The 25,189-nt window shown below is 43.9% G+C and carries 24 protein-coding genes; 9 read left to right on the top strand and 15 right to left on the bottom strand.

Annotated elements, in window-relative coordinates:
- Positions 1–50 precede the first annotated feature (50 nt).
- The gene (locus HMPREF1212_RS09985) at positions 51–1,052 is read right to left on the bottom strand and encodes a malate dehydrogenase (protein WP_028729134.1); all 1,002 of its coding nucleotides are present in this window, start codon (positions 1,050–1,052) and stop codon (positions 51–53) included.
- A 218-nt stretch (positions 1,053–1,270) separates the two neighbouring features.
- On the opposite strand from HMPREF1212_RS09985, the gene HMPREF1212_RS09980 reads away from it, so the two are divergent.
- From HMPREF1212_RS09980 to HMPREF1212_RS09970, 3 genes are all read left to right on the top strand, one after another.
- Positions 1,271–2,968 carry a tetratricopeptide repeat protein gene (locus HMPREF1212_RS09980; RefSeq protein ID WP_046149260.1) on the top strand — a complete coding sequence of 566 codons (1,698 nt, stop codon included), beginning with the start codon at positions 1,271–1,273 and terminating at the stop codon, positions 2,966–2,968.
- 198 nt (positions 2,969–3,166) lie between these two features.
- Entirely contained in the window at positions 3,167–5,686 is a 2,520-nt protein-coding gene (locus HMPREF1212_RS09975) for a YfhO family protein (protein ID WP_046150325.1), read from the top strand.
- Positions 5,667–7,481: a YgiQ family radical SAM protein gene (locus HMPREF1212_RS09970; protein WP_046149259.1), complete on the top strand. Its 1,815-nt coding sequence runs from the start codon at positions 5,667–5,669 to the stop codon at positions 7,479–7,481. The genes HMPREF1212_RS09975 and HMPREF1212_RS09970 overlap by 20 nt, the downstream gene beginning before the upstream one ends.
- A gap of 106 nt (positions 7,482–7,587) precedes the next feature.
- Here HMPREF1212_RS09970 and HMPREF1212_RS09965 read toward each other — a convergent pair whose 3' ends face one another.
- The 14 genes from HMPREF1212_RS09965 to rpmB all read right to left on the bottom strand — a co-directional run bounded on the left by HMPREF1212_RS09965 (position 7,588) and on the right by rpmB (position 18,168).
- On the bottom strand, positions 7,588–7,968 hold the full coding sequence (locus tag HMPREF1212_RS09965; RefSeq protein WP_028729132.1) for a RidA family protein: 381 nt from the start codon (positions 7,966–7,968) through the stop codon (positions 7,588–7,590).
- Between the two features lie 13 nt (positions 7,969–7,981).
- A complete protein-coding gene (gene rlmB / locus HMPREF1212_RS09960) occupies positions 7,982–8,734 on the bottom strand; it encodes a 23S rRNA (guanosine(2251)-2'-O)-methyltransferase RlmB (RefSeq protein ID WP_046149258.1) in 753 nt (250 codons plus the stop codon).
- A gap of 55 nt (positions 8,735–8,789) precedes the next feature.
- Positions 8,790–9,215, bottom strand: a complete 426-nt coding sequence (locus HMPREF1212_RS09955; RefSeq protein ID WP_028729130.1) for a hypothetical protein — start codon at positions 9,213–9,215, stop codon at positions 8,790–8,792.
- A 62-nt stretch (positions 9,216–9,277) separates the two neighbouring features.
- A complete protein-coding gene (locus HMPREF1212_RS09950) occupies positions 9,278–9,625 on the bottom strand; it encodes a DUF1622 domain-containing protein (RefSeq protein ID WP_046149257.1) in 348 nt (115 codons plus the stop codon).
- A 58-nt stretch (positions 9,626–9,683) separates the two neighbouring features.
- Complete coding sequence (locus HMPREF1212_RS09945; RefSeq protein WP_046149256.1) at positions 9,684–10,442, bottom strand: hypothetical protein; 759 nt, start codon at positions 10,440–10,442, stop codon at positions 9,684–9,686.
- Between the two features lie 67 nt (positions 10,443–10,509).
- A complete protein-coding gene (gene recN, locus HMPREF1212_RS09940) occupies positions 10,510–12,174 on the bottom strand; it encodes a DNA repair protein RecN (RefSeq protein ID WP_046149255.1) in 1,665 nt (554 codons plus the stop codon).
- A 9-nt stretch (positions 12,175–12,183) separates the two neighbouring features.
- Complete coding sequence (locus tag HMPREF1212_RS09935; protein ID WP_046149254.1) at positions 12,184–13,086, bottom strand: type IX secretion system protein PorD; 903 nt, start codon at positions 13,084–13,086, stop codon at positions 12,184–12,186.
- Positions 13,083–14,285 carry a bifunctional phosphopantothenoylcysteine decarboxylase/phosphopantothenate--cysteine ligase CoaBC gene (gene coaBC, locus HMPREF1212_RS09930; protein ID WP_046149253.1) on the bottom strand — a complete coding sequence of 401 codons (1,203 nt, stop codon included), beginning with the start codon at positions 14,283–14,285 and terminating at the stop codon, positions 13,083–13,085. Before coaBC ends, HMPREF1212_RS09935 begins: the two co-directional genes overlap by 4 nt.
- Before the next feature lie 8 nt (positions 14,286–14,293).
- On the bottom strand, positions 14,294–15,445 hold the full coding sequence (locus HMPREF1212_RS09925; protein WP_046149252.1) for an iron-containing alcohol dehydrogenase: 1,152 nt from the start codon (positions 15,443–15,445) through the stop codon (positions 14,294–14,296).
- Between the two features lie 5 nt (positions 15,446–15,450).
- Positions 15,451–16,221, bottom strand: a complete 771-nt coding sequence (locus tag HMPREF1212_RS09920) for a 3'-5' exonuclease (protein ID WP_028729124.1) — start codon at positions 16,219–16,221, stop codon at positions 15,451–15,453.
- A gap of 10 nt (positions 16,222–16,231) precedes the next feature.
- Positions 16,232–17,356: a DNA polymerase III subunit beta gene (gene dnaN / locus HMPREF1212_RS09915; RefSeq protein ID WP_028729123.1), complete on the bottom strand. Its 1,125-nt coding sequence runs from the start codon at positions 17,354–17,356 to the stop codon at positions 16,232–16,234.
- Between the two features lie 196 nt (positions 17,357–17,552).
- Positions 17,553–17,705 carry a DUF4295 domain-containing protein gene (locus HMPREF1212_RS26655; protein WP_081693391.1) on the bottom strand — a complete coding sequence of 51 codons (153 nt, stop codon included), beginning with the start codon at positions 17,703–17,705 and terminating at the stop codon, positions 17,553–17,555.
- Positions 17,706–17,721: 16 nt separating this feature from the next.
- On the bottom strand, positions 17,722–17,910 hold the full coding sequence (rpmG, locus tag HMPREF1212_RS09910; RefSeq protein ID WP_007657199.1) for a 50S ribosomal protein L33: 189 nt from the start codon (positions 17,908–17,910) through the stop codon (positions 17,722–17,724).
- 18 nt (positions 17,911–17,928) lie between these two features.
- Positions 17,929–18,168, bottom strand: coding sequence for a 50S ribosomal protein L28 (gene rpmB / locus HMPREF1212_RS09905; RefSeq protein WP_005638129.1), 240 nt, complete (start codon positions 18,166–18,168; stop codon positions 17,929–17,931).
- Between the two features lie 263 nt (positions 18,169–18,431).
- Between rpmB and HMPREF1212_RS09900 the strand changes: the two genes are divergently transcribed.
- The 6 genes from HMPREF1212_RS09900 (at position 18,432) to HMPREF1212_RS09875 (ending at position 25,156) form a co-directional block, all read left to right on the top strand.
- Complete coding sequence (locus HMPREF1212_RS09900; protein ID WP_046149251.1) at positions 18,432–19,034, top strand: nitroreductase family protein; 603 nt, start codon at positions 18,432–18,434, stop codon at positions 19,032–19,034.
- A 16-nt stretch (positions 19,035–19,050) separates the two neighbouring features.
- Positions 19,051–20,400 carry a dihydrolipoyl dehydrogenase gene (gene lpdA / locus HMPREF1212_RS09895; protein WP_046149250.1) on the top strand — a complete coding sequence of 450 codons (1,350 nt, stop codon included), beginning with the start codon at positions 19,051–19,053 and terminating at the stop codon, positions 20,398–20,400.
- Positions 20,400–21,140 (top strand): lipoate--protein ligase family protein, encoded by a 741-nt coding sequence (locus tag HMPREF1212_RS09890; RefSeq protein WP_046149249.1) that lies wholly within the window; start codon positions 20,400–20,402, stop codon positions 21,138–21,140. The genes lpdA and HMPREF1212_RS09890 overlap by 1 nt, the downstream gene beginning before the upstream one ends.
- A 116-nt stretch (positions 21,141–21,256) precedes the next feature.
- Positions 21,257–22,555 carry a dihydrolipoamide acetyltransferase family protein gene (locus HMPREF1212_RS09885; protein ID WP_046149248.1) on the top strand — a complete coding sequence of 433 codons (1,299 nt, stop codon included), beginning with the start codon at positions 21,257–21,259 and terminating at the stop codon, positions 22,553–22,555.
- Positions 22,556–22,570: 15 nt separating this feature from the next.
- Positions 22,571–24,601 (top strand): alpha-ketoacid dehydrogenase subunit alpha/beta, encoded by a 2,031-nt coding sequence (locus HMPREF1212_RS09880; RefSeq protein ID WP_046149247.1) that lies wholly within the window; start codon positions 22,571–22,573, stop codon positions 24,599–24,601.
- A 12-nt stretch (positions 24,602–24,613) separates the two neighbouring features.
- Positions 24,614–25,156, top strand: a complete 543-nt coding sequence (locus HMPREF1212_RS09875) for a flavodoxin (RefSeq protein ID WP_046149246.1) — start codon at positions 24,614–24,616, stop codon at positions 25,154–25,156.
- The last annotated feature ends 33 nt before the right edge of the window (positions 25,157–25,189 follow it).

Genomic DNA, 25,189 nt, shown 5'->3' with positions numbered 1-25,189 from the left:
TGCCGATAACCGGTCACTCCCTTCTTCGTATATAACATATAAGAAACTTCTTATTTCATGTGCGGGTTGATTGTGTGCCACAAATGGATTTCCGGGATAATACCCATGCTGATCACTTCGTCACGCAGTTTTGACAGGTGTACGTAGCTTTCTTCCAGTTCGGCATTTTCTTTGGCTGTACCTTCCACTTCTTTATAGAAGATACCGTCTTTTGTAATTTCTGTTTCCATAGCCATCATGATATGGTCGAATTTACCTGTATGTACGTATGTTCCGGCAGGCCAGCGGAAAGCTTCGCCACCCATAGCGGCACGGATCATTTCAATAGACAGATAAGACGGACTCTGGAAAGAAGAACGGCCACGCAATTCGATAATACGTTTTCCACCCTGTATCACTTTAACTTTCAGGTCAGCCCATTGTTCGTCGGTCAGTTCCGGTGTACCGATCAGATCCAGCAACGGTTTACCATCTACAGTTGCAGTAGAAGCGAAAACAGCCATCTGTTCACCGTGACCACCATAAGTACGGCAACCTTTCACCAGGTTCTGGCGGATACCGAAATGTTGAGCTAAAGCAGTTTGCAAACGAGTGCTATCCAAGGCAGCCAGTGTACTTACCTGAGAAGGTTTCAATCCGGAGTACAGCAACGTAATCAATCCTGTAATATCAGCCGGGTTAAAAATTACTACCACATGCTTAACATCCGGGCAATAAGTACGAAGATCTTTACCGAACTGAGCTGCGATCTCTGCATTGCCTTTCAGCAAATCTTCACGAGTCATGCCGGCTTTACGAGCTGCACCACCGGATGAAACCACATATTTTGCACCTCTTAATGCTTCGCTGATATCAGAAGTAAAGGTGATATTTGCATATTCAAATCCTGATTGGAACATCTCTTCGGCAACTCCTTCCAAGGCCGGAGCAAAAGGATCGTAAAGACAAATATTAGAAGTCAGACCCATCATTAATGCTGTTTGTGCCATGTTAGAACCGATCATACCTGCTGCGCCTACGATGGTGAGCTTTTCGTCTGTTAATGCTTTCATACTGTATTGTTTTTAAAATAATTATGTTTTCTGAAAGAACACTTATCTAGCTGATAATGTTTGCAATGCAATGCTGTTTTTTTCGATTGCAAAGATAAGGGATTGATTCTTCATGTGCCAATCATTAAATACTATCCGCTATAAACAAAAGTTATACCTTTATCCATATCTTTGCATCACAGTTCAATGAAAGAAGCAATAACAAAAATGAAATTTATATGATAAACGGATATTATTATATAAGGATTACTATTGTATCAATGTTAATGGTATTCACCGCTCTTTGCTCTTGTAACCGATATCAAAATAAGAATACTCAGATATTTCAACAAGCAGAACAGTCGTTGGCCGAATATCCTGATTCTGCATTATCGTTCATACAGTCCATAGAGCATCCGGAAAAGTTATCTAAAAATGAATATGCAAAATATTGGCTGTTAAAAATTCAGGCACATGAGAAAACAGGAGCCAATATAAAAGACGACAGCCTGATCCATATCTCCGCCACTTATTATTCGCAAGCCAGAGACTCCCTGAATGCAGCTAAAGCCAATCTATATACAGCACGTGTACATTTTGCCCGAAACGATAACGAAAAGGCAATGAAATATCTACTGATCGCCAAAGATTTCGCAGAAGGAACTAAAAACAATGATCTGTTGGGATCCATTTATTATAACATCGGCAATGCCTATAACAGAAACCGTAACTATAACAAGGCATTGGAAAGCTTTAAAATATCACAGGATTATTATTCAAAAAGCAAAAACAAAGTAAAGGAAATACTTACGCTCGAATATATCGGTGCAATGTTTGCCGAAGAAGCAGAACAAGACAGCGCGTTATATTATTACCAGCAAGTCTTGGATTACACGAATAACACCGGAGACGATGGTCTTATGGCCCGGATAAACCGAAGGATGGCTTGCATGTTCCTTGATTTGGAGCAGTATGCCAAAGCCAGGGAACAGGCAGAGATATCGATGGAAAAAGATAAAACAGATGAACAGGCATTATGGAATAATTGGGTTCTATCCAACTGCTTATTACAAGAAGGAGATATTGAAGGGGCGGCTAAATACGCAAAAGGAATGCCTGACAGGAAATACTGGGATCAGCCTGAATCAAAACTACTCTATCATACTCTGATGTCAAAGATTTATGAGGCAAAAGATGATCCCGAATCCTCTTTACAGGAAACAAAGATGATCAACCAGCTTCAGGATCAAATTTATAAAACTGCTATGAATAACTCCATTCCGTATATCCGGGAGTTGCACGAAAAAGAGCAGATGGAAAAGATATATAACCGGATTACGGAACACCGGCTTAAACTGATCATCCTTGTTATTTTTATTCTATTACTGGCGGTACGCACCGGATGGTTTGTAACAAACTATATCAAACGAAAAAAAGACGAGTTGCAGGAAGCCGGACAGACACTTACTACTTTCCGGGAAATGTTGTCCAAACAGGCAATACAATTGCAAGAGTACAACCAGGTCTTATCTGAACGGGATGAAAAAAATGAGCAGTTACGGAATTTTCTGATGGATAAACTGGATATTGCCCGAAAAGTTGCACAAATGAATGTTGTCAGCTCGAACAATACCAAAGAATTTATGATCCAGTTTCAAAAAGTATTTGGAAAGAATATGATGGACTGGGAAAATATTTATCCGGTCATCAATGACCTGTATGATGGATTTGTAGATAAAATAAAAAGAATATACCCCGATCTGTCAAACAAAGATTTACAACTATGCTGTTTTGTACGAGCAGGATTCCGCAGTGATGAACAGGCGGTTTTACTGGGATATACCCAAAATTCCATCCGGGTAAAACGTACTCAACTGGTTAAGAAAATGAAGTTCGACAATGCCGAAGCTTTTCATTCTTATCTGATGAAAGTCTGAAAACTATCCGGAATATCCCGGTTTCGTACCGTTCTCAAATACTAACCTTGTTAATAGGCCACAAGATAAGAAGCTATATACAAGCTTATTACCGCCACACCATCAGGCATTCCCGTTAATGGCCTGTCAGGAAAAGATATGTCTTTATATTTTTGCCGGAAATAAAATTATAATAAAAATAAGATTATGACTGCACAAATACAAAGCACAGTTAGACAATGGGGCAAACATATAGCATCAGTGACTTTGTTCGCCGTTCTGGTTATCGTATTCTTTTCACCTTCCGTACTGGACGGGAAAACCTTGCGGCAAATGGATAATGAGAAAGCAACGGGTATGGGGAACAGTCAGATGGCTCCTTACGAAGAAACAGCCGCAAAGGGTGAATTTAGTGTATGGTCTGATGCCATGTTCAGCGGGATGCCCTATATTAGCGGATATGGAGATGCCGCACCTAAGCTACCCGGTTTTACCTGGCTGGAAAGACCTCTTAAATCGATCGATTATGGTACGGCCAGCATGGTATTTACCGGACTGATCTGCTTCTATATTCTAATGTATGCAATGGGAATGAGCTGGTGGCTGGCCATTGCCGGCTCGATCGCATTTGCATTCGCTTCATACAATATTATTATTATCGAAGCCGGGCATATCACCAAAGCCTATGTGATCGCCTATATGCCTCTGACATTGGCCGGCATGGCATTACTGTTCAAACGCAATTATTTATGGGGTGCCGTACTGTTTCTGTTAGGGATCGCCTTTTCAATCAATAACGGACATATTCAGATCACCTATTACCTGTTCCTGCTCTGCCTTTTCATCTATGGCGGATACGTCGTGCAGATTATAAAAAACAAACAATACCGGGACTGTGGAAAAACGACTGCCATCATGGCTATATGCGTAATCCTTGCGATCCTACCCAACACAAAGAAGTTATATGCAGACTGGGATTTAGGACAACATTCAACCCGTGGCGGAAGCGAACTAACTACGCCAAAGACTACCGGAGAAAAGAAATCCGATGGCCTGGACAGAGATTATGCATTCCAATGGAGTTATGGCAAAAAAGAGCTGTTGACCTTATTAATACCGAATGCTTACGGTGGCCCGTCAATAGGGAGATTAGACAATGACTCTCAAGTAATACATGAATATCGCCGCATGACGGGAAAACCCATCGATGAATTGCAGGCATGGGTCTATTGGGGAGACAAACCTTCTACTTCCGGCCCGGTCTATTTTGGAGCCGTCATTTGCTTCCTGTTCATATTCGGGATGTTTGCCGTAAAAAGCTCCTACAAATGGTGGCTGTTTGCCGGAGCCATGTTTATCACATTATTGGCTCTTGGACGTAATTTGGCCTGGTTCAATGATTTTATTTTTCATTATCTACCTTTATATAATAAATTCCGGGCAGTAGAAATGGCACTCGTCATCCCCGAATTGGTTTGTCCTATAATCGCCGTATGGGGACTTAAAATGCTATTTGAACAACGAGTAGACAAGAATACTTTCAAAAAAGGCTTTATTACTGCCCTGTCAGTAACAGGAGGTATATGCATATTTATCTGGTTAACGCCATCAGCTATCCTCGAATTCAGTTCGGAGATCGATTACAACCAGAACCTACCTGATTGGTTTATCAACGCATTACGTATCGACAGGGCTTCAATGGCTTCGACGGATGCACTTCGTTCCCTGATCTTTATTTTACTGGGAGCCGCTCTCATTTTCTGGTATTGGAAAGCAAAAAATAAAAAGAGAACAGCCCTGTATGCAGCTATAGGAATAACTGTCCTAACCGGTATTGATCTGTGGAATGTAGACAGGAGATATATAAATGAATCCAAATTTATCCGGGAAAAACCACACGAAACGTATAAGATCTCCATAGCAGATAAATCGATACTGGAAGATACAACCTCTTTTCGTGTCTTAAACCCGAACAACGATCCTTTCAAGGAAACCAATACATCCTATTTTCATCATTCGATCGGAGGATATCATGCAGCAAAACTCGGAAGATATCAGGAACTGATTGACCATCGGTTATGGAAAGAAATCTATTTACTCGGTACCTCATTCAAACAGGCACAGAGCATGGAAGATATTCACGAAGCCTTTCTCCATATACCTTCACTCAATATGCTGAACACAAAATATATAATATACAATCCCGATCAGCCACCGTTACTAAATCCTTATGCTTATGGGAATGCCTGGTTTGTACCTTCTTACAAAATATCAGCGAATGCGGATGAAGAAATGAGCATCCTGCAAACTCTGGAGCCGAAACAAGAAGCCGTGGTAGACAAACGTTTTGAAACAGAACTTCAGGGATTTACCCCTCGATATGATCCTACTGCGACTATTAAACTGACTTCATACCGCCCCAACCGGTTGATTTATCATTCTTCAACTTCCAGTGAGCAGTTAGCTGTTTTCTCTGAAATCTATTATCAACCGGGATGGAAAGCTTATATTGATGGTGTCTCCGCCCCTCATTTCCGTGTAAACTGGATTTTACGTGCTATGCGAATCCCAGCCGGACAACATGAGATCGTTTTCGAATTTTATCCGGACATGTATGTAAAAGCAGCTTATATTGAATCCTACAGTTCACTGATCATCCTGTTATTGGTATTGGGAGCTATCGGATACAAAATCGGGAAATATATACTACCTTTGCACCATGAAAACATTCAGACCTGAAGCCTGGTTGCCTACAACCAAGAAAGAAGTTGATGCACGGGGATGGGATTATATAGACGTTATTCTTTTTAGCGGGGATGCCTATGTGGATCATCCTTCGTTTGGTGCTGCCGTTATCGGACGTACGCTCGAAGCAATGGGGCTCCGTGTGGCGATCGTTCCGCAACCGGATTGGCGCGGGGATTATCGTGATTTTAAAAAGCTGGGAGTACCCCGTCTCTTCTTCGGAGTCTCTCCGGGTGCGATGGATTCGATGATCAATCATTATACCGCCAACAAACGGTTGCGCAGCGACGATGCATACACACCGGATCGCCGGGCAGGTATGCGGCCGGATTACCCTAGCATTGTCTATACCAAAATACTAAAGGAACTCTATCCCGATGTACCGGTCGTGCTCGGTGGAATCGAGGCTTCTTTACGCAGGCTGACTCATTACGACTACTGGCAGGATAAACTTCGTCCGGGTATTCTGATAGACAGCCCGGCTGATCTGCTGATCTATGGAATGGGCGAATTACCTATCAGAGAACTGGTCACCCGCCTGCAGAAAGGAGAAGCGTTCGATCAGCTGAGAGATATCCGCCAGACAGCTTATCTGACGGATAAAGAAGAGAAAAATCCCGATGACATCGTACTTTTCTCACATGAAGAGTGCTTGCGTGACAAACTGAAACAAGCTAAAAACTTCCGGCATATTGAAGAGGAATCGAATAAGTATAATGCTTCCCGTATTCTTCAACAGGCAGGAAAGCAGACCATTGTGGTCAACCCACCTTTCCCGCCCATGACGGAAGCCGAAGTAGATGCATCGTTCGATCTGCCCTATACCCGTTTGCCGCATCCGAAATATAAAGGAAAAACGATACCGGCATTCGAAATGATCAAGTTCTCCGTCAACATGCACCGGGGATGTTTCGGTGGCTGTGCATTCTGTACGATCTCAGCACATCAGGGAAAGTTCATCGCTTCCCGGAGTAAAGAGTCTATACTGAAAGAGGTAAAAGCAATCACGGAAATGCCCGACTTCAAAGGAAACCTGAGCGACCTGGGAGGCCCCTCAGCCAATATGTACCGGATGAAGGGCAAGGATCAGAGTATCTGTGCCAAATGTAAAAAGCCGTCTTGTATCTCACCGGTGATATGTAAGAACCTGAATGCGGATCATACGCCGTTGCTGGATATTTACAAAGCGGTAGACCGTCTGCCGGGCATCAAACGCTCATTCATCGGCAGCGGTATCCGTTACGACCTTCTTTTGCACCGTTACGACGATGAAATCGTGAATAAGTCAGCACAAAGCTATACGGAAGAACTGATCGCCCGGCATGTATCGGGACGCCTGAAGGTAGCACCCGAGCATACGGAAGACAATGTACTGAAGATGATGCGCAAGCCTTCTTTCGAACAATTCGGACAATTCAAGAAGATATTCGACCGCGTCAATAAACAACAAGGGCTAAACCAGCAGTTAATCCCTTATTTTATTTCCAGTCACCCGGGCTGTACGGAAGAGGATATGGCCAAGCTGGCAATCGAAACAAAGAAACTGCATTTCCAACTGGAACAGGTACAGGACTTCACTCCTACGCCGATGACACTGGCTACCGAAATGTACTATACCGGTTATCATCCTTATACGCTGGAGAAAGTTTATACCGCACGTACCAAAGAGCAGAAACTGGCACAACGACAGTTCTTCTTCTGGTATAAACCGGAATTTCGCCGGCAAATAACCCAGGCATTACAGAAGATGGGAAAGAAAGATTTACTTAACAAATTGTTCGGAAGGTAGTACCCTAAATAAAATAAGGGTCTTTTGAAATGTTAAGACTAGACTTTTAAGAACAAAATAAGGGACTTTTGAATCCAAAAGTCCCTTATTTTTTCAACTATGATTATCAAGCCTTTACAGCAATCACTTCGATCTCTACCAGACCATTCTTCGGTAACGTTTTTACAGCTACAGCCGAACGAGCCGGGAAAGTGCCTTCAAACTGTGAAGCATATACCTCGTTCATGGCTACGAAATCACCCATATCAGCAAGGAATACTGTTGTTTTCACCACATCGTCGATGCTGTATCCGGCTTCTGTCAAGATAGCCTTGACATTCTTAAAAGCCTGAGCGGTCTGTTCCTTCACAGCCCCTTCCACGAAGTTACCTGTAACCGGATCGATACCCAGCTGTCCGGAAGCGAACAGCATATTTCCTACTTGTACTGCCTGGCTGTAAGGGCCTATCGCGGCAGGTGCATTTGTTGTTGCAATAACTTTTTTCATTGTGTTTTATCTATTAGTTGTTTTGTTCTTCATTCATACGCTGGCGTACCACCTCGTAAACCAAAATAGAACTTGCTACCGATACATTCAGCGAACCGATCGTACCGAACTGCGGGATCTTCACCATACTGTCGCAGATACGCAGGTTGTCCATCGAAACACCCGTATCTTCCGCTCCCATCACGATGGCTACCGGGCCTTCATATTTGATAGCTGTATAGTTTTCGTACGCTTTTTCACTTGCAGCATATACTTTCACTCCGCTTGCCTGAAGGAAACGGATTGCATCCGAGATACTTTTCTCCTTACAAACAGGTAATACATGCAATGCACCGGCAGATGTCTTGATGGCATCGGCATTGACGGTAACGCTTCCCTTTGCCGGAATGACAATAGCGTCGACTCCCGCACATTCGCAGGTACGGGCTATCGCTCCGAAATTACGGACATCGGTAATTCCGTCCAAAAGTACGATGAAAGGGTTTTTCCCCTGCTCATAAACGAACGGTATGATATCTTCCAGACGCTGATAGCTTACCGCCGGAATAAATGCAATCACGCCTTGATGGTTCTTCCGGGTCAAGCGATCCAGACGCTCTGCCGGAACCCGTTGAACAGGTATTTCACGCCCTTTCAGTACTTCAAACAGTTCACGGGAAAGGTCGCCCTGCAGCTCACGCTTTACAAGAATTTTATCTATTTCCTTATCGGCCTGGATAGCCTCAATCACGGCACGTATGCCGAATACCATTTCGTTCTCTTTCATCAAATATATATTAACTGTATTCTTTCTTTAAAATGCGGATACAAATATACAAACATTATTTACTGTTTCGACCTTCCTTCACGCTTTGAATAAGAAATAATATACCGGTTATGATGAGAGCGGAAGAAAGACCGGTATAAAAAACGGAAATAAAAGAATCGGGCAATATACGGGAATGACGGATTCCTACGCCTAAAGTGATCATAAAAATCATTACAATCCAACCTTTAGCATCAAAGAAAGAGAAAGGGCAATTCTTTTCTCCCTTTTGGGCAATACGCCGGCTATGTTTCCTGAATAAACGTAGAAATACAAAATTAAGAAACAACACAAATACGATAACTGCTTCTCCTACTTTCAATACTGAATAATGGGCTTCATGCATCCAGGTAAGAATTCCGATACGCAGAATATTAGCTCCGGCTATGATCCAAACACAACCGGCTATAAATAATAATATCTGCTTATTGACTCTGAACATCCGTCTACTTTTACTGCAATGCAAAAGTACGATTTTTAACGATATATCCTAATTCCGGTGGACTATGAAGCGTTCTTTTCACTGTCTAATTCCTTGATCTCCTTATTCAAAAAGACCGACAAGACAGTCCTTAAAACAACAATACCGCCAAGGATAGCCAGTTCATCCAAACTGGGTTCCAGGACGGTCTTAAGGATATCGGAAGCAATCAACAACTCCAATCCCAATAACAAATAAGTACCTAATTCAGCCCGCAGCCTACGGATATTGACCTGCGAATACTGTCCGGTAAACCGCTTCAGTTCATTCGTGATGAAAGCGATAAAAGCAACCAATGCACCGTAAGTAACGATCAGCAGACTTACAACACTGATTACCGTTGCCAAAAGATTCAGAAAATGTGTGAACATGAGTTTATTCTTTATTATTGGAACAAACTCATGTTCATGAAAGTTCAGTTACCGGATTTCAGCTTCTGCGATACACTTCAGAACGTTTACTTTCCTGACGTTTATTTTCTTTCTTGTCTTTTTTATCTTTTTCTTTCCGGTCTTTATTATCCCGGCCTTTGTCACGATCCCTTCTGTTATCAGACTTCTTATCCTTGCTATACCGGTCATTATGCGGACGAGACGGTCTGTCATAATGCTGGTTGTGATCAGGACGGGACGGACGATCATATCTATCAGGGCGGTGGTTCCGATGACCAGGGCTATCGTATTTACCCGGATACCATTTACCGTCATCAAAACGTCCATTCCATCGTCCATTACTGTATACCCATTCATTATACCAGTAATGATCTTCGTAACGCCAGCAAACATGCGACGGGCGGTAATCGGGATAATTAGGATTATTATACCATCCCTGATAATCGTGGATACGCTGCGGACGTTCGCGGACGAAGCGCACATACAGGCGGAACTGTGAAGGAGAAAGAACACGTTGCAACTTACGGTCGCGTTCCATACGCAGATTAAATATCTTCTTGGCCGACTGATCCCAGTAACGGTAATGTTTACGGGCCTCTTTCTCTATCTTCTGGCCATATTTATGAACGATATTATGATAATCGGCAGCTTGTCGGCCATTCAAACGCATTGCCTGTTCCATCCAAAGACAACTCTGGCAATGTGGTTCATTCCAACCAAAACTGATCCAAAACTGAGCTTGTCCCGGCAAACTACACAATAACATCAACATACATAATAGGTAAATCCGTTTCATGACTTTTAGTTTTTAGTTAGTAATTACTACTATGACCGATCCCGGATGAAATGGTTTAACGGTGAAATCAGCGTTTCACCTTCAACAACTCTTTCGCATTGGCGATAGAGGCTCCTGTCAAAGAAGCACCGCTCAACATACGGGCTACTTCTTTTATACGCTCTTCCTTGCTCAGTTTCTTGATACGGGTAATCGTACGTTCTGTTGTATCTTCCTTATAGACAAAGAAATGATCTTTGCCCTTTGCGGCAATCTGTGGCAGGTGTGTAATGGTGATCACCTGCATCTTTGCACCCAGATCCTGCATAATATCCCCCATTTTATCGGCAATATCTCCGGAAACACCTGTGTCTACTTCATCAAAAATAATTGCAGGAAGAGCAGTAAATCCGGCAATCATTGCTTTTATGCATAACATCAGGCGGGATATTTCACCACCGGATGCCGTTTGTGCCACCGGTTGCAACTCTCCGCTCTTATTGGCGGAGAAAAGAAAACGGATATCGTCCATTCCATCGCTTTCCGGTTCGGGACGGGCAACAAAATCGACAGCAAAACGAACATTGGGCATTCCCAGCGGAATAACCATTTCCACCAGTTGGAAAGCGATCGCACGGGAAGCGATCTTACGTTGCTCACTCAATACGGCAGCCTGCTGAAGCAGTTCCTGATGGGATATCTCCAACTGAGCCTTTATGGCATCGATCTGTTCATCGAACGAGTCGATATCACGAAGCTGCTCCGTATATTTATCCTGTATGGCGATCAACTCTTCAACAGTCGAAACACGATGTTTCTGCTCCAAGGTATAAAGGGTGTTCAAACGTTCGTTCACCCAATCCAGGCGTTCGGGGCTGAACTCCACATCTTCTTTCAACACATCGGTTTCGGAAGCCAGATCATTCAGGTCGATATAGGCGGAACGCAGACGTTCTGCAATTTCCTTTGCCCTGGGGTAATAGCGTTCCAGCGAGTCGGCCGTAGAAAGCGCTTCCTTGATAAGGCGGACACTGCCCTGCTCTTCACCGTTCAGCAACTCGGTTATCTTATATAACGAACCTTTGATATCTTCGGCATGCGACAATGTTTCCAATTCCTGCTCCAATTCTTCCTGCTCTCCGACGACCAAACGGCCTTCGGTCAGTTGTTCGAGTTGGAAACGGATATAATCTTCTTCCTGGCGGTTCTGGTCGGCCTTTTCCGTTATAACCCGGAGTTCTCTCTTCAGCGACTGGTAGCGCTGGTATTCTTTACGGTACAGGATCAGCAGGATTTCATTTTCCGCCATTACATCGATCACTTTCAACTGGAAGCGGTTATCGCCCAGTAACAGGTTCTGATGCTGTGAATGGATATCGATCAGACGGCCTCCGAGCTCTTTCATGACATTCAGGGATACAGGCGAATCATTTACAAAAGCACGCGATTTACCCGAGGCGAATAATTCCCGGCGAAGGATACAGATCTCGGGGTCATACTCCAGGTCATTCGTATGGAAAAATTCTTCCAGCTGATATTTGGAGACATCGAAGGTCGCTTCGATCACACATTTATCGGAGCCATTCTTTATACTCTTTCCATCCGCACGCTGACCGAGCACCAAAGATAATGCCCCTAAAATAATAGACTTTCCGGCTCCCGTTTCACCGGTGATCACCGAAAAGCCGTTATCAAACTGAATATCCAGACTATCTATTAAGACAAAGTTCTGTATAAATAAAGACTTCAGCATAGTTCAATTTTATTTTTTAAGTGCCTCCAAACGGGTAGTCATCGCCGGATAGAGGTTGGAAAGCATCTTATACCCTTCCTGTTTCTCCGTTGTTGTCGCTTTGGAATAGATGGAGACTACTTCGTCCAACTTGGCATCGGCAAACATCTGCAACAGGACAGAGTTCGGCCGGGTTTTCTTTATCTCTTCCATGACCGGCAACAAAGATATGATTGTCGTACGAGCGCGATCGGAATTAGCCGCCATTTCATCGAGACCTTTGCGGTGATAGTTGTACCACATATCACGAAAAGTATCGGAAGTATTATCCGTCAGGGCTGTAGCCAGTGCATGACGGTTACGGTCGCTATCGAAAGCCTTCCAGCCATTCCATGATACCTGTGCCTGCGCCAGGGTTACGATCTGCTGCGCCTGCTGAAAGAAAGGATTTCCTCCTTTAGGTGCAAAGCTATCGAAGTCGAGCCCCAGAATAGTATAAATATAGAAGACGAGTGTAGCCGTCAGGTTACTTGTCAGGGAGTTTTCCGTATATTCAAACGGGTCATACTCCGTATAATCGAAATCGAGCTGAGTATCACGAAAGTTCAGCAGTGTAGTCGTATAACTTGAATTATAGACCGGACGACGTGCCTGAACCTGTATTTCAGCCTTAAAACTATTGTCGGAAGGCTTTTCGTTGATAATGATATTAAAAGTACAGTCAATCCGTTCGTTTACAGCGAAGGTAGCATCCGTCCATTTACGGTTGTTGATGAACTCGGTCAAGGCTTTTTCCAGTGTTTCAAACACCGTCATGGTACCCTGGATCTTATCTCTGTTGATTTTGACCTGGGCATTCAACTCTTGCGCTTTACCGGTAAAAGGTATAGTCCCCAGCAGGAACAGGAATAACAGTCTTTTAATCATTTTCATTTCAATAATGTTGCCAACTTGTTTACGATATCAGTCGCCACCCCCTGTTTACTTTTCAGCGGATAGCTGGTCGATTCTCCCTTATTGTCGATGATGGATATCTTATTGGTATCGCAACGGAAACCGGCACCTGCATCACGAAGTGAATTCAGAACGATGAAATCGAGGTTTTTCCGCTTCAGCTTACTCTCGGCATTCGTGGCTTCATTGTTCGTCTCCAATGCAAAACCCACTAAAACCTGTCCCTCCCGTTTGATTGCTCCTAAAGAGGCGGCAATATCCTTGTTCGGAACCAGATGAAGCGTGATATCTCCTTTACTTTCCCGTTTGATCTTTTCGTCAGCCTGTACCTCCGGACGGTAATCGGCCACCGCAGCACATAAGATACCGGCATCGGCCTGCGGATAGGCAGCCATAGCCGCTTCATACATCTCGTCAGCCGACTCCACATCGATCCGGCGTATATTCGGATGAACGGTTGCCAACGATACCGGACCAGCTATCAACGTGACCTCCGCTCCCTGTGCTGCACAAGCTTCTGCCAATGCAAATCCCATCTTCCCGGAAGAATAGTTACCTATAAAACGTACGGGATCAATCTTTTCGTACGTCGGGCCGGCTGTTATTACAATCTTTTTTTTTTCAAGGACGGTTTGAGAAGCGAAAAACTCCTCCAAGACAGTGATAATCTTGTCCGGTTCCTCCATCCTTCCCTTACCAACCAGATGACTGGCCAGTTCGCCTTCGGCCGGTTCGATGATATGGTTTCCGAACGAACGGAGACGATCCAGGTTCTGCTGTGTGGAAGGATGAGCGAACATATCCAAATCCATAGCCGGAGCTACGAATACCGGAGCTTTACATGACAGATAGGTCGTGATCAACATATTATCTGCAATACCGTTTGCCATCTTGCCGATCGTCGAAGCCGTAGCCGGAGCCACCAACATGGCATCCGCCCATAATCCCAGATCGACATGACTGTTCCATGAACCGTCGCGGTTAGAGAAAAACTCACTGATAACTGGCTTACTACTTAAAGCAGAAAGTGTTATCGGCGTGATAAATTCTTTCCCGGCAGGAGTAATAACAACCTGCACTTCGGCTCCTTTCTTCACCAGGGAACGGATAATATAAGCAGCCTTGTAAGCAGCTATACTTCCTGTAATTCCTAATATGATATGTTTACCTTTCAGCATCTTTTCTTTTATAAACGCAGCATCAGGATGTCGCGTGTCACCTTGCTGTCAATATTATGGTGTTCACCCAAATGCCAGCCCTGCTTATCTACCGGGGCGGCAAGTGCATCCAGATCACTTTCTTTAATACCACATTCGCTCAAACGGGTTTTCAGTCCCATCCGGCGGAAAAACTCTTCACAGGCCACAATCGTTTTACGGGCACGTTCTTCTTCCGTTCCTTCGGTGATATTGAAAACAACTTCACCCATACGAGCCAGCTTCACCTGTTTTTCCTTGAACATATAAGTCATAACTCCCGGCAACAGGATAGCCAGCGTCTGTGCATGATCGAGACCGAACTGAGCAGTCAAAGCATATCCCATCCGGTGGGACGACCAATCCTGCGGTACACCCTGCCCGATCCATACGTTCAGCGCATTGGTAGCAGCCCACATCAGGTTGGCACGGATATCGTAATCATTCGGATGATCCAGTACTTTGATACCCTCTTCATAGATCACTTTCATCAGACCTTCAGAGAAAGCATCCTGTACCTTTGCATTGACCGGATAAGTCAGATATTGCTCAACGACATGGATAAATGAGTCTACAACGCCGTTTGCCACCTGCCGGGCAGGTAATGAATAAGTTACTTCCGGATCAAGGATAGCGAACTGAGGAAAGACTAACGGACTGGCAAAATTCAGTTTCTCGCGAGTCTCGACACGTGAGATAACAGAACGTTCGTTCATTTCGGAACCGGTAGCCGATAAAGTCAAGACAGCACCCAATGGCAATGCCTGTTTTATCACTCCACCTTTTGAAAGAATATCCCAGGGTTCTCCTTCGTAATAATAAGCGGCTGCAATAAACTTGGTGGCATCAATCACCGAACCACCGCCCACAGCCAGCAGAAAGTCAATATTTTTCTCTTTGACGATCTCTACCGCTTTCATACAAGTTTCATAATGCGGGTTAGCTTCGATACCCGGAAATTCCGTGACCTCAAAGCCTTTCAACGCATCCGTCACCTGACCATAGATACCGTTCTTTTTAATGCTTCCGCCTCCGTACACCATCAGCACCTTGCTTCCGGCGGGGATCAAAGCGGATAAACGTGCAATCGTACCTTTCCCAAAAACAACTTTCACGGGATTAGCAAACTCAAAGTTATTCATTGCTGTTATTTCGAATTAAAACCTCTCAATTTGATTTCTGTAAGGATCTTTTTGGTGTTCAGCGGGAAATCACCGTTCATGATCCAGGAATAATAGCCGGGATCTGTTTTCAATACTTCTTCCACCAGCTTTCCTTTGTATTTACCGAAATTGATCACCTCTTTTCCATCCTCATTATAAACCATACGGCCTGCAAAGTCCACATTGCTCGTGAAGCTGGAATATTTGGAAAGGAAGTCGATATCGTTCTGCAAATCAGAATAACGATCCAACTGTGCCTTCAGGATCTCATAAGTCGCCATTGTATCGGCCTCTGCCGTGTGGGCATTTTCCAGGCTTTTATCACAGTAGAACTTATAGGCAGCCGACAATGTACGCTGCTCCATCTTGTGGAAGATAGTCTGTACATCCACGAACTTACGTTTATTCAGGTCGATATCCACACCTGCCCGAAGAAATTCTTCAGCCAGCAAAGGAATATCGAAACGGTTGGAGTTGTATCCGGCCAGGTCGCAACCTTCGATCTGTGCGGCCAGCGATTTGGCTATTTCTTTAAAAGTAGGGCAATCTTTTACATCTTCGTCCGTAATGCCGTGAATAGCGGTAGACTCCGGTGGAATGGGCATTTCCGGATTGATCCTTCTCGTTTTCGTCTCTTCTTTGCCGTTAGGGTGAACCTTTACAAAAGAAATTTCAACGATACGGTCTTTTACTATATTTATACCCGTAGTCTCCAGGTCGAAGAAGACTATCGGGTTTTTTAAGTTTAATTGCATTTTTTATTTGTTAGTCATTCAACATCATCGGCATAAGCAGCATCAGCAAGTCTTCGTTCTCTTCGTTTTCAGCAGGAACGATCAGGCCGGCACGTGAGGGGTCTGCTAATTCCAGAATTACTTCTTCCGAATTAATGTTACTCAATATTTCAATCAGGTAAGTAGCCTTGAAACCGATATTCAGCTCTGTTCCGTCGAACTGGCATACGATCTTTTCTTCCGCAGAGGTAGAGAAGTCGATGTCCTGAGCGGAAACAACCATTTCGCTTTCCTTCAACTGTAATTTAACCAGGCTGCTTGCCGGGTTAGAGAATACGGATACACGTTTCAGGGCATTCAGGAACGATACACGGTCGATCGTTACCTTGAACGGGTTTTCCTGCGGAATTACACTGTTATAGTTCGGGTAACGTCCTTCGATCAGACGGCAAACCATTTCGAAGTTCGTGCAATTCACATAAGCGTTATTGTCATCGAACTTGATACTTACCATTTCCGAACCCTTAGCCAAGACATTCTTCAACAGGTTAGCCGGTTTCTTCGGTAGGATAAAAGAAGCTCTTTCGGGCGATTTCACCGACAGGTTACGCAAACGAACCAGTTTATGCCCGTCTGAAGCAACAAAAGTCAGGTCGTCTGTATGGATGTCGAAATAAACACCGTTCATGACCGGACGAAGTTCGTCGTCGGCTGTCGCAAACAAAGAGCGGCTGATGCCATTCAACAACATCTGCGACTCAACGACAATAGCGATTGCATTATCATTCAGCGGCTTCTGCTGCGGATAAGTATCCCCTTTCTGTCCGATGAAGTTATATTTACCGTTCTGGAAATGGATAAAAATCTCCAGGTTCTCGTCGTTGATGTCGAAAGTAAGCGGTTGCTCCGGCAATTCTTTCAAAGGATCGAGCAGTATCTTAGCAGAAACAGCGAAAAGTCCGGCACCTTTTGAATTCATCACCTCAACAGAAGTAACCAGACGTGTTTCAGCATCCGAAGCTGTTATAGTCAGTTTATTACCATCCAGGTCGAATAGAAAGCTGTCGAGGATCGGTAAAGAGTTCTTAGACGCAATAACTTTGCTGATAGACTGCAAACGGGATAACAGCGCAGTGCTGGATACATCAAATCTCATGGTTCTTAATTGTTTATATTATTAATTTTATTATTGTACATATTATTTGCGATGCGTCGTAAACGCCCATACAAAAGTAAAAAAATATTTGATTTGGAGCATTATTATATGTGTTCTTTTATCCTTAAAGAAAAGAACAAAAAAAGAGGCTCTCCACTGCGGGAGAACCTCTTTTCGTATTTTATGTAGTTAAAAATTATTTCGCGAAATAATCTTTTACCATTTCGTTAGGAACCATTTCTTCCTGGAAGATGTAAGCACCAGTTTTCGGAGACTTAACCATCTTAATTACTTTTGAGTAAGTACGACCGTCACCTTTCTTAAATGTTGCAACTGCTTTTTTTGCCATCGTTTAAAATCTCCTATTACTTAATTTCTTTGTGTAAAGTCATCTTCTTCAGGATCGGATTGTATTTCATCAGTTCCAATCTCTGAGTTGTATTTTTTCTATTCTTTGTAGTGATGTATCTGGATGTACCCGGCATACCACTTTCTTTGTGTTCAGTACATTCCATGATTACCTGAACTCTGTTACCTTTTGCTTTCTTTGCCATTTCTTTCTTTCCTCCAAATTAAGCGTTTAAATAACCTTTTTCAGCTGCCTTTTTAATTGCTGCATCTAAGCCCAGCTTATTGATAGTACGCAAGCCTGCGGCTGAAATATTCAGGCTAACCCAACAATCCTGTTCTACCCAGTAGAACTTTTTAGTAAACAGGTTAACATCAAACTTACGTTTCGTTCTTCTCTTAGAGTGAGAAACGTTGTTGCCAACCATTGCTTTCTTTCCGGTAATTTGACAAATTTTAGACATTGCTATCTTCTTTTTTTATTAACGCAATAAATTAATTACAACTCCTGCTATCTGTCTTCCCTTTCCGAACTAGCATCATGATCAGAACGAAGATTCTAATAGAGTTTCTCTCTTTACAGGGCGCAAAGGTAAAAAATATTTTTTATTATACCATATTTTTCTCCAATAAATTTCACCTATACTTATATATATACATCCGTGCAACAAAAGTATTACATTATTGGTTTTACTAATGATAATAAACATAAATACTTACAGAAATTATGGCTAAAAATTTTAAAGAAGCAGTTAAGCACAGGAGAACCTATTATAACATCACTAACAGCTCTCCTATTTCGGACAATGAAATTAAAGAGATTATCGACTTTGCCGTGACGAACGTTCCTTCTGCATTCAATTCACAATCGACAAGGGTCGTTCTCCTTTTGGGCGAAAATCACAAGAAGTTCTGGGATATAACAAAAGAAGCCCTGCGTGTGATCGTCCCGGCTGATGCGTTCGAGAAAACTCTTTCCAAGATAAATACCAGTTTCGATTGCGGGTATGGCACAATCCTGTTCTATGAAGATATGGAAGTGGTGGAGAATTTGCAGAAAGCATTTCCCAGCTATAAAGATAACTTCCCCATTTGGTCGCAACAAACATCCGGAATGCATCAGTTTACTATATGGACGATGCTGGAAGATGCCGGTTTCGGAGCTTCCCTGCAACATTACAATCCATTAATCGATGAAAGGGTACAAGCAGAATGGAACATCAACCCGAACTGGAAATTAATTGCACAAATGCCGTTCGGTACACCGACCAAAGAACCGGGCGAGAAAGAGTTCAGACCACTCAAAGAGCGCGTTTTGATTTTCAAATAATTAAAGTTCATCCATTATGAAATACGATATAGCCATTATCGGTGGAGGGCCGGCGGGTTACACTGCCGGTGAACGGGCGGCCGAAAATGGGTTAAAAACCATTCTCTTTGAGAAAAATGCCATTGGAGGAGTCTGCCTGAATGAGGGGTGTATCCCCACCAAGACGTTATTATATTCAGCCAAAATACTGGATAGCATAAAAAGTGCGTCCAAATACGGAATACAGGCGGATGCTGCTCCGGGCTTCGATCTGGGTAAAATCATTACACGAAAAAATAAGACTGTAAAGAAACTGACACTCGGTGTCAAGGCCAAACTCAACGGTAACGGTGTGACAATCGTGCAGGGAGAAGCTTTGATCCGGGGAGAAGAAGACGGATATATCCTGATCCAGTGTGGCGAGGAAGTGTTTGCTGTTAAAAATATCCTGCTGTGTACCGGTTCGGAAACGGTTATCCCGCCTATTAAAGGATTATCGGAGGTAGATTACTGGACTTCCAAAGAGGCACTGGATATGAAAGAGCTTCCCCGGTCGATCGCTATTATCGGCGGTGGAGTTATCGGTATCGAATTTGCTTCTTTCTTTAATAGTATGGGCGTCAAAGTGAAGGTGATCGAAATGATGCCGGAGATACTCGGGGCTATGGATAAGGAAGCTTCAGCCATGCTACGGGCAGAATATTCCAAGAGAGGTGTTGAGTTCTTCCTTGAAACAAAAGTGATCGAGGTTACACAGGACAGTGTGATCGTGGAAAAAGACGGTAAGACAGAAAAGATTGAAGCAGATAAAATACTGGTCAGTGTAGGCCGTAAAGCCAACATCCGTAACCTGGGATTTGAAACGCTGTCGGTCGAACTTCTCCGCAACGGTGTGAAAGTGAACGAATACATGCAAACCTCACATCCGAATGTATATGCCTGTGGCGATATCACCGGTTTCTCCATGCTGGCCCATACAGCTTACAGGGAAGCGGAAGTGGCTATTAACCATTTGTTGGGACGTGAAGACCGGATGAGCTATAAAGCTATCCCTGCCGTCGTTTATACCAACCCGGAAGTAGCTGGTGTAGGAAAAACAGAAGAAGAATTGAAAGCAGAAGGCATCACGTATAATGTAGTGAAAATCCCAATGACTTATTCAGGTCGCTTTATGGCCGAGAACGAAACCGGTACGGGATTATGCAAACTGATTACCGATACAGACGATCGCATCATCGGTTGCCACCTGCTTGGAAATCCGGCATCCGAAATCATTATTGCCGCCGGTATAGCTGTGGAAAACGGTTATACGACCGAACAATTCAAAAAGAATATCTTCCCCCACCCGACAGTCGGAGAAGTTATACATGAAAGTTTATACATGTAATGCTTTGCATTTACAACATCCATACAGACGCCTGGTTCAATCTTGCTGCGGAAGAATATCTTTTAAAAAACTTTTCAGAAGATATTTTTATGCTGTGGCAGAATGAACCGGCTGTCGTTATTGGGAAACATCAAAATATATGGGTGGAAACGGATCTTGAATATATAAAGAAAAAACAGATCAGAGTCGCCCGCCGTTTCTCCGGAGGAGGTGCGGTATACCACGATATGGGAAACCTGAACCTTACCTTCATTGAGAACAGCAGCCAGATCGACTCCATCCGGTTCACTGAAAATATAATCCGTTTTCTCGAAACTGTCGGAGTCCATGTACGGGCAGATGAACGACAAGGCTTAACCATTGACGGATTGAAAATATCCGGCAGTGCCCAGGCCATCCACAAACGCAGGATGATGCATCATGCCACCCTGTTATTTTCGACAGACCTGGATGTACTAAACCGATCCCTCCAACCGTCAGGCATCCCTTCTTCCGACAAGGCTATTCCACATCCTTATTTCGTCAAATCGGTTAAAAGCCCGGTCACTAACCTGTCCGGTTTACTTCCGCAGCCAACCACTATCGATGCATTTAAAAGCTTGCTGATGGATTATTTCTTCAACAACAACGAGAATAATCGTTATTACGAATTCAACCAGGATGATCTGGAGAATATCCGGTTGTTAAGGAATAACAAATATGCCGACAAAAACTGGATTTACAACACTTACCCTCTGTAAAATAGAACTTTCCTTGTCTGACCTTTGTTCTAATTTAACGATAGAGTAAAACAAAACGCATAGAGGTCGACAGACCTTATCCGGCGAAAGAACAAAAGCAAAAAGATTAATTAACTATGGCTACATTTGAAATAAAAATGCCCAAGTTGGGCGAAAGCGTTACAGAAGGAACCATTATCTCCTGGTCTGTTAAAATTGGTGATCAGGTAAATGAGGATGATGTGCTTTTCGAAGTAAGCACGGCAAAAGTAAGCGCGGAGATCCCTTCTCCCGTTGCCGGCAAAGTATTTAAGATATTATTTAATGAAGGCGATACGGTTACTGTAGGTACGACTGTCGCCATCATCCAACTGGAAGGATCTGAAGAAGAGATCCCGGACAATAGTACTACACTCCAGGAAGAAGCAAACAGTACAACAAGCGCAAGTACCGTATCCTCTTCTACGGTTATCCCCAAAGCACAGGCCGCTAAAGAAGAGGAAAGATGGTATTCGCCTGTCGTTCTCCAAATGGCACAGGAAGCTAATCTGAGCAAGGAGGAAATGGATCATATCCCGGGAACCGGTTATATGGGACGCCTGAGCAAGAAAGATATGAAAGATTATCTTTCCGGAAAGAAAGGCACTATGACAAAACAGCAAGCCCAACCGGCCGTACAGGCCAAAGCAACCCCGGCAGCTGCTCCTTCTGTCGCTTCCACCCCGTCATCAGCAACCGGCGAAGACAAGATCATCGAAATGGATCGTGTACGTCGTATTATCGCAGACCACATGGTGTTATCCAAAAAGGTTTCCCCACATGTTACTACAGTAGTGGAAGTAGATGTCACCAAACTGGTACAATGGCGTACCCGTAATAAAGAGGCTTTCCAAAAACGCGAGGGCATCAGCCTAACTTATATGCCGGCCATTACGGAAGCGACAGCCAAAGCTTTGGCCGATTTTCCACAGGTAAACGCGTCGGTAGAAGGTTACCAGATGATCCTGAAAAAACATATTAACGTAGGTATTGCCGTTTCATTAAATGATGGGAATCTGATCGTCCCGGTTGTTCATGATGCCGACAAGCTAAACCTGAACGGCCTGGCTGTTGCCATAGATACACTGGCAAATAAAGCTCGTGATAACAAACTGGCTCCGGACGATATACAGGGAGGTACCTTTACAATCACTAATTTCGGCACGTTCAAAAACCTGTTCGGTACACCGATTATCAACCAGCCCCAGGTTGCTATCCTGGGAGTCGGCTACATTGAGAAAAAACCAGCCGTGATCGAAACACCGGAAGGCGACACGATCGGTATCCGCCATAAGATGTACCTCTCGTTGTCATACGACCATCGGATCATCAACGGAACATTGGGCGGAACATTCCTGCGCCGTATCGCCGATTATCTGGAAAACTGGAATCAATAATTAATATGCTCAAAAATGAAAAAGTACGATATAAAGAATACAGACAAGGAAACCCTGAAAAAATGGTTTTATCTGATGACATTAGGACGGGCTCTCGATGAAAAGGCCCCTTCTTACCTGTTACAATCGCTGGGCTGGTCGTTTTATGCTCCTTATGCAGGACATGACGGCATTCAGCTGGCGATCGGACAGGTATTCAAAAAAGGAGAAGATTTCCTGTTCCCCTACTACCGGGATATGCTGACGGTATTATCAGCCGGCATGACTCCCGAAGAGCTTATACTGAACGGAATCTCAAAAGCAACCGACCTGACAAGTGCCGGACGCCATATGTCGAACCATTTCTCAAAAATGGAATGGAATATCGAAAACATATCTTCCGCCACAGGAACCCACGACCTGCATGCCGCCGGTGTAGGCAGGGCAATGGTTTATTACAAGCACAAAGGAGTAGCCATTACCTCCCACGGTGAGTCGGCCACATCCGAAGGGTTCGTATACGAAGCGATTAACGGAGCTAGTACGGAAAGGCTACCGGTCATATTCGTCATTCAGGATAACGGATACGGAATATCCGTACCGAAAGAAGACCAAACGGCCAATCGCAAAGTAGCCGATAACTTCTCCGGTTTTAAGAACTTGAAGATTATTCATTGCAACGGTAAAGACGTGTTCGACTCGATGAATGCCATGACGGAAGCTAAAGAGTATGCGCTCAACCGGATTCCGGTGATCGTACAGGCGAACTGTGTCCGTATCGGCTCCCACTCCAACTCGGATAAACATACCTTGTACAGAGATGAGAACGAATTAAACTATGTAAAGGCCGCCGATCCTTTGCAGAAGTTCCGCCGTATGCTTCTCCGTTATAAACGTTTCACCGAAGAAGAACTGAAGGAGATCGAAGAAAAGGCTAAAAAAGACCTGAGTGCAGCCAACCGGAAAGCACTGGCCGCCCCTGATCCGGATCCTGCCACCGTCACCGATTTCGTATTACCGGAACCTTATATTCCAAAGAAATATATAGACGGAGTACAAAACGAAGCCGGTGAAAAGGAAACATTGGCTACCGCCATCAATAAAACCCTGAAAGCCGAATTCCGGCACAACCCGGACACTTTCATCTGGGGGCAGGATATTGCCAACAAAGACAAAGGCGGTGTATTCAATATATCGAAAGGCATGCAACAGGAATTTGGAGACGCACGCGTGTTCAATGCTCCGATTGCAGAAGATTATATCGTCGGATCAGCGAATGGGATGTGCCGGTTTGACCCGAAAATACATGTCGTAATTGAAGGAGCGGAATTTGCCGATTACTTCTGGCCTGCCGTCGAACAATATGTGGAATGTACGCATGAATACTGGAGAAGTTACGGACAGTTTACTCCGAATATCACCCTGCGACTAGCCTCCGGTGGCTACATCGGCGGAGGTTTGTATCATTCCCAAACTATAGAAGGTGCGTTGACCACCTTGCCGGGAGCACGTATCGTCTATCCTTCGTTTGCCGATGATGCAGCCGGCTTGCTTCGCACCAGTATGCGTTCCAAAGGTTTCACATTATTCCTGGAACCCAAAGCTCTTTATAATGCCACAGAAGCGGCTACTGTTGTACCCGATGACTTCGAGGTCCCTTTCGGTAAAGCACGCATCCGTCGGCCGGGAGAAGACATGAGTATCATCACCTATGGTAACACGACACATCTCTGTCTGAATGTTGCGGAACGTCTACAGAAAGAACACGACCGGAATGTGGAAGTGATCGACATCCGTTCGTTGATCCCGCTGGATAAGGATACGATATTCGAATCTGTAAAAAAGACAAGTAAGGTTCTGATTGTACATGAAGACAAAGTGTTCTCCGGCTTCGGAGCAGAAATAGCCAGTATAATCGGATCGGAGTTATTCCGGTATCTGGATGCCCCTATACAGCGGGTCGGTTCGATATTTACGCCGGTAGGCTTCCATCCGGTACTTGAAAAGGCGATCCTTCCGGATGAAAAGAAAATTTATAAGGCAGCCAAAGAATTGTTGGATTATTAATTATAACGAGATATGAAAAAGATAGGATTATTTTATGGTTCGTCTACAGCAAAGACAGCAGCAGTCGCCCAAAAACTAAAAGAAGCATTCCATGATGTCCAGGTCGATATTATCCCGGTTGAGAATTCAGGAGAAGCAGATTTCGAGGCATACGACCACATCATTGCCGGTTCGTCAACCTGGTTTGACGGTGAATTACCGACTTATTGGGATGAAATAATGCCGGTAATAACATCAGCCGACCTGAAAGGAAAGAAAGTGGCCGTTTTCGGATTAGGAGATCAGGTGAAATATCCGGATAATTTCGTCGATGCGATCGGTTATCTGGCAGAAGCATTTGTTAAGCGGGGAGCAATCCTGATAGGGTATACATCTGCTGAAGGATATAACTTCAACCAATCTCAGGCATTGAAAAAAGGAATGTTCATGGGATTGGCACTGGATATCGAAAACCAACCCGATAAGACAGATGAACGAATCAGGAAGTGGGTCGACCAACTAAAGAGTGAATTTGAGAAAGATATATCATCTGCCGATAATTCATTCAATTGTTAAATAAAATAAGGTCTTGCAGAGAAATATCTGTAA

This window comes from Parabacteroides sp. HGS0025, assembly GCF_000969845.1.
Classification (GTDB): domain Bacteria; phylum Bacteroidota; class Bacteroidia; order Bacteroidales; family Tannerellaceae; genus Parabacteroides; species Parabacteroides gordonii.
The sequence above is the reverse complement of the archived record's forward strand: the minus strand, read 5'-3'. Positions and strand labels throughout refer to the sequence as shown.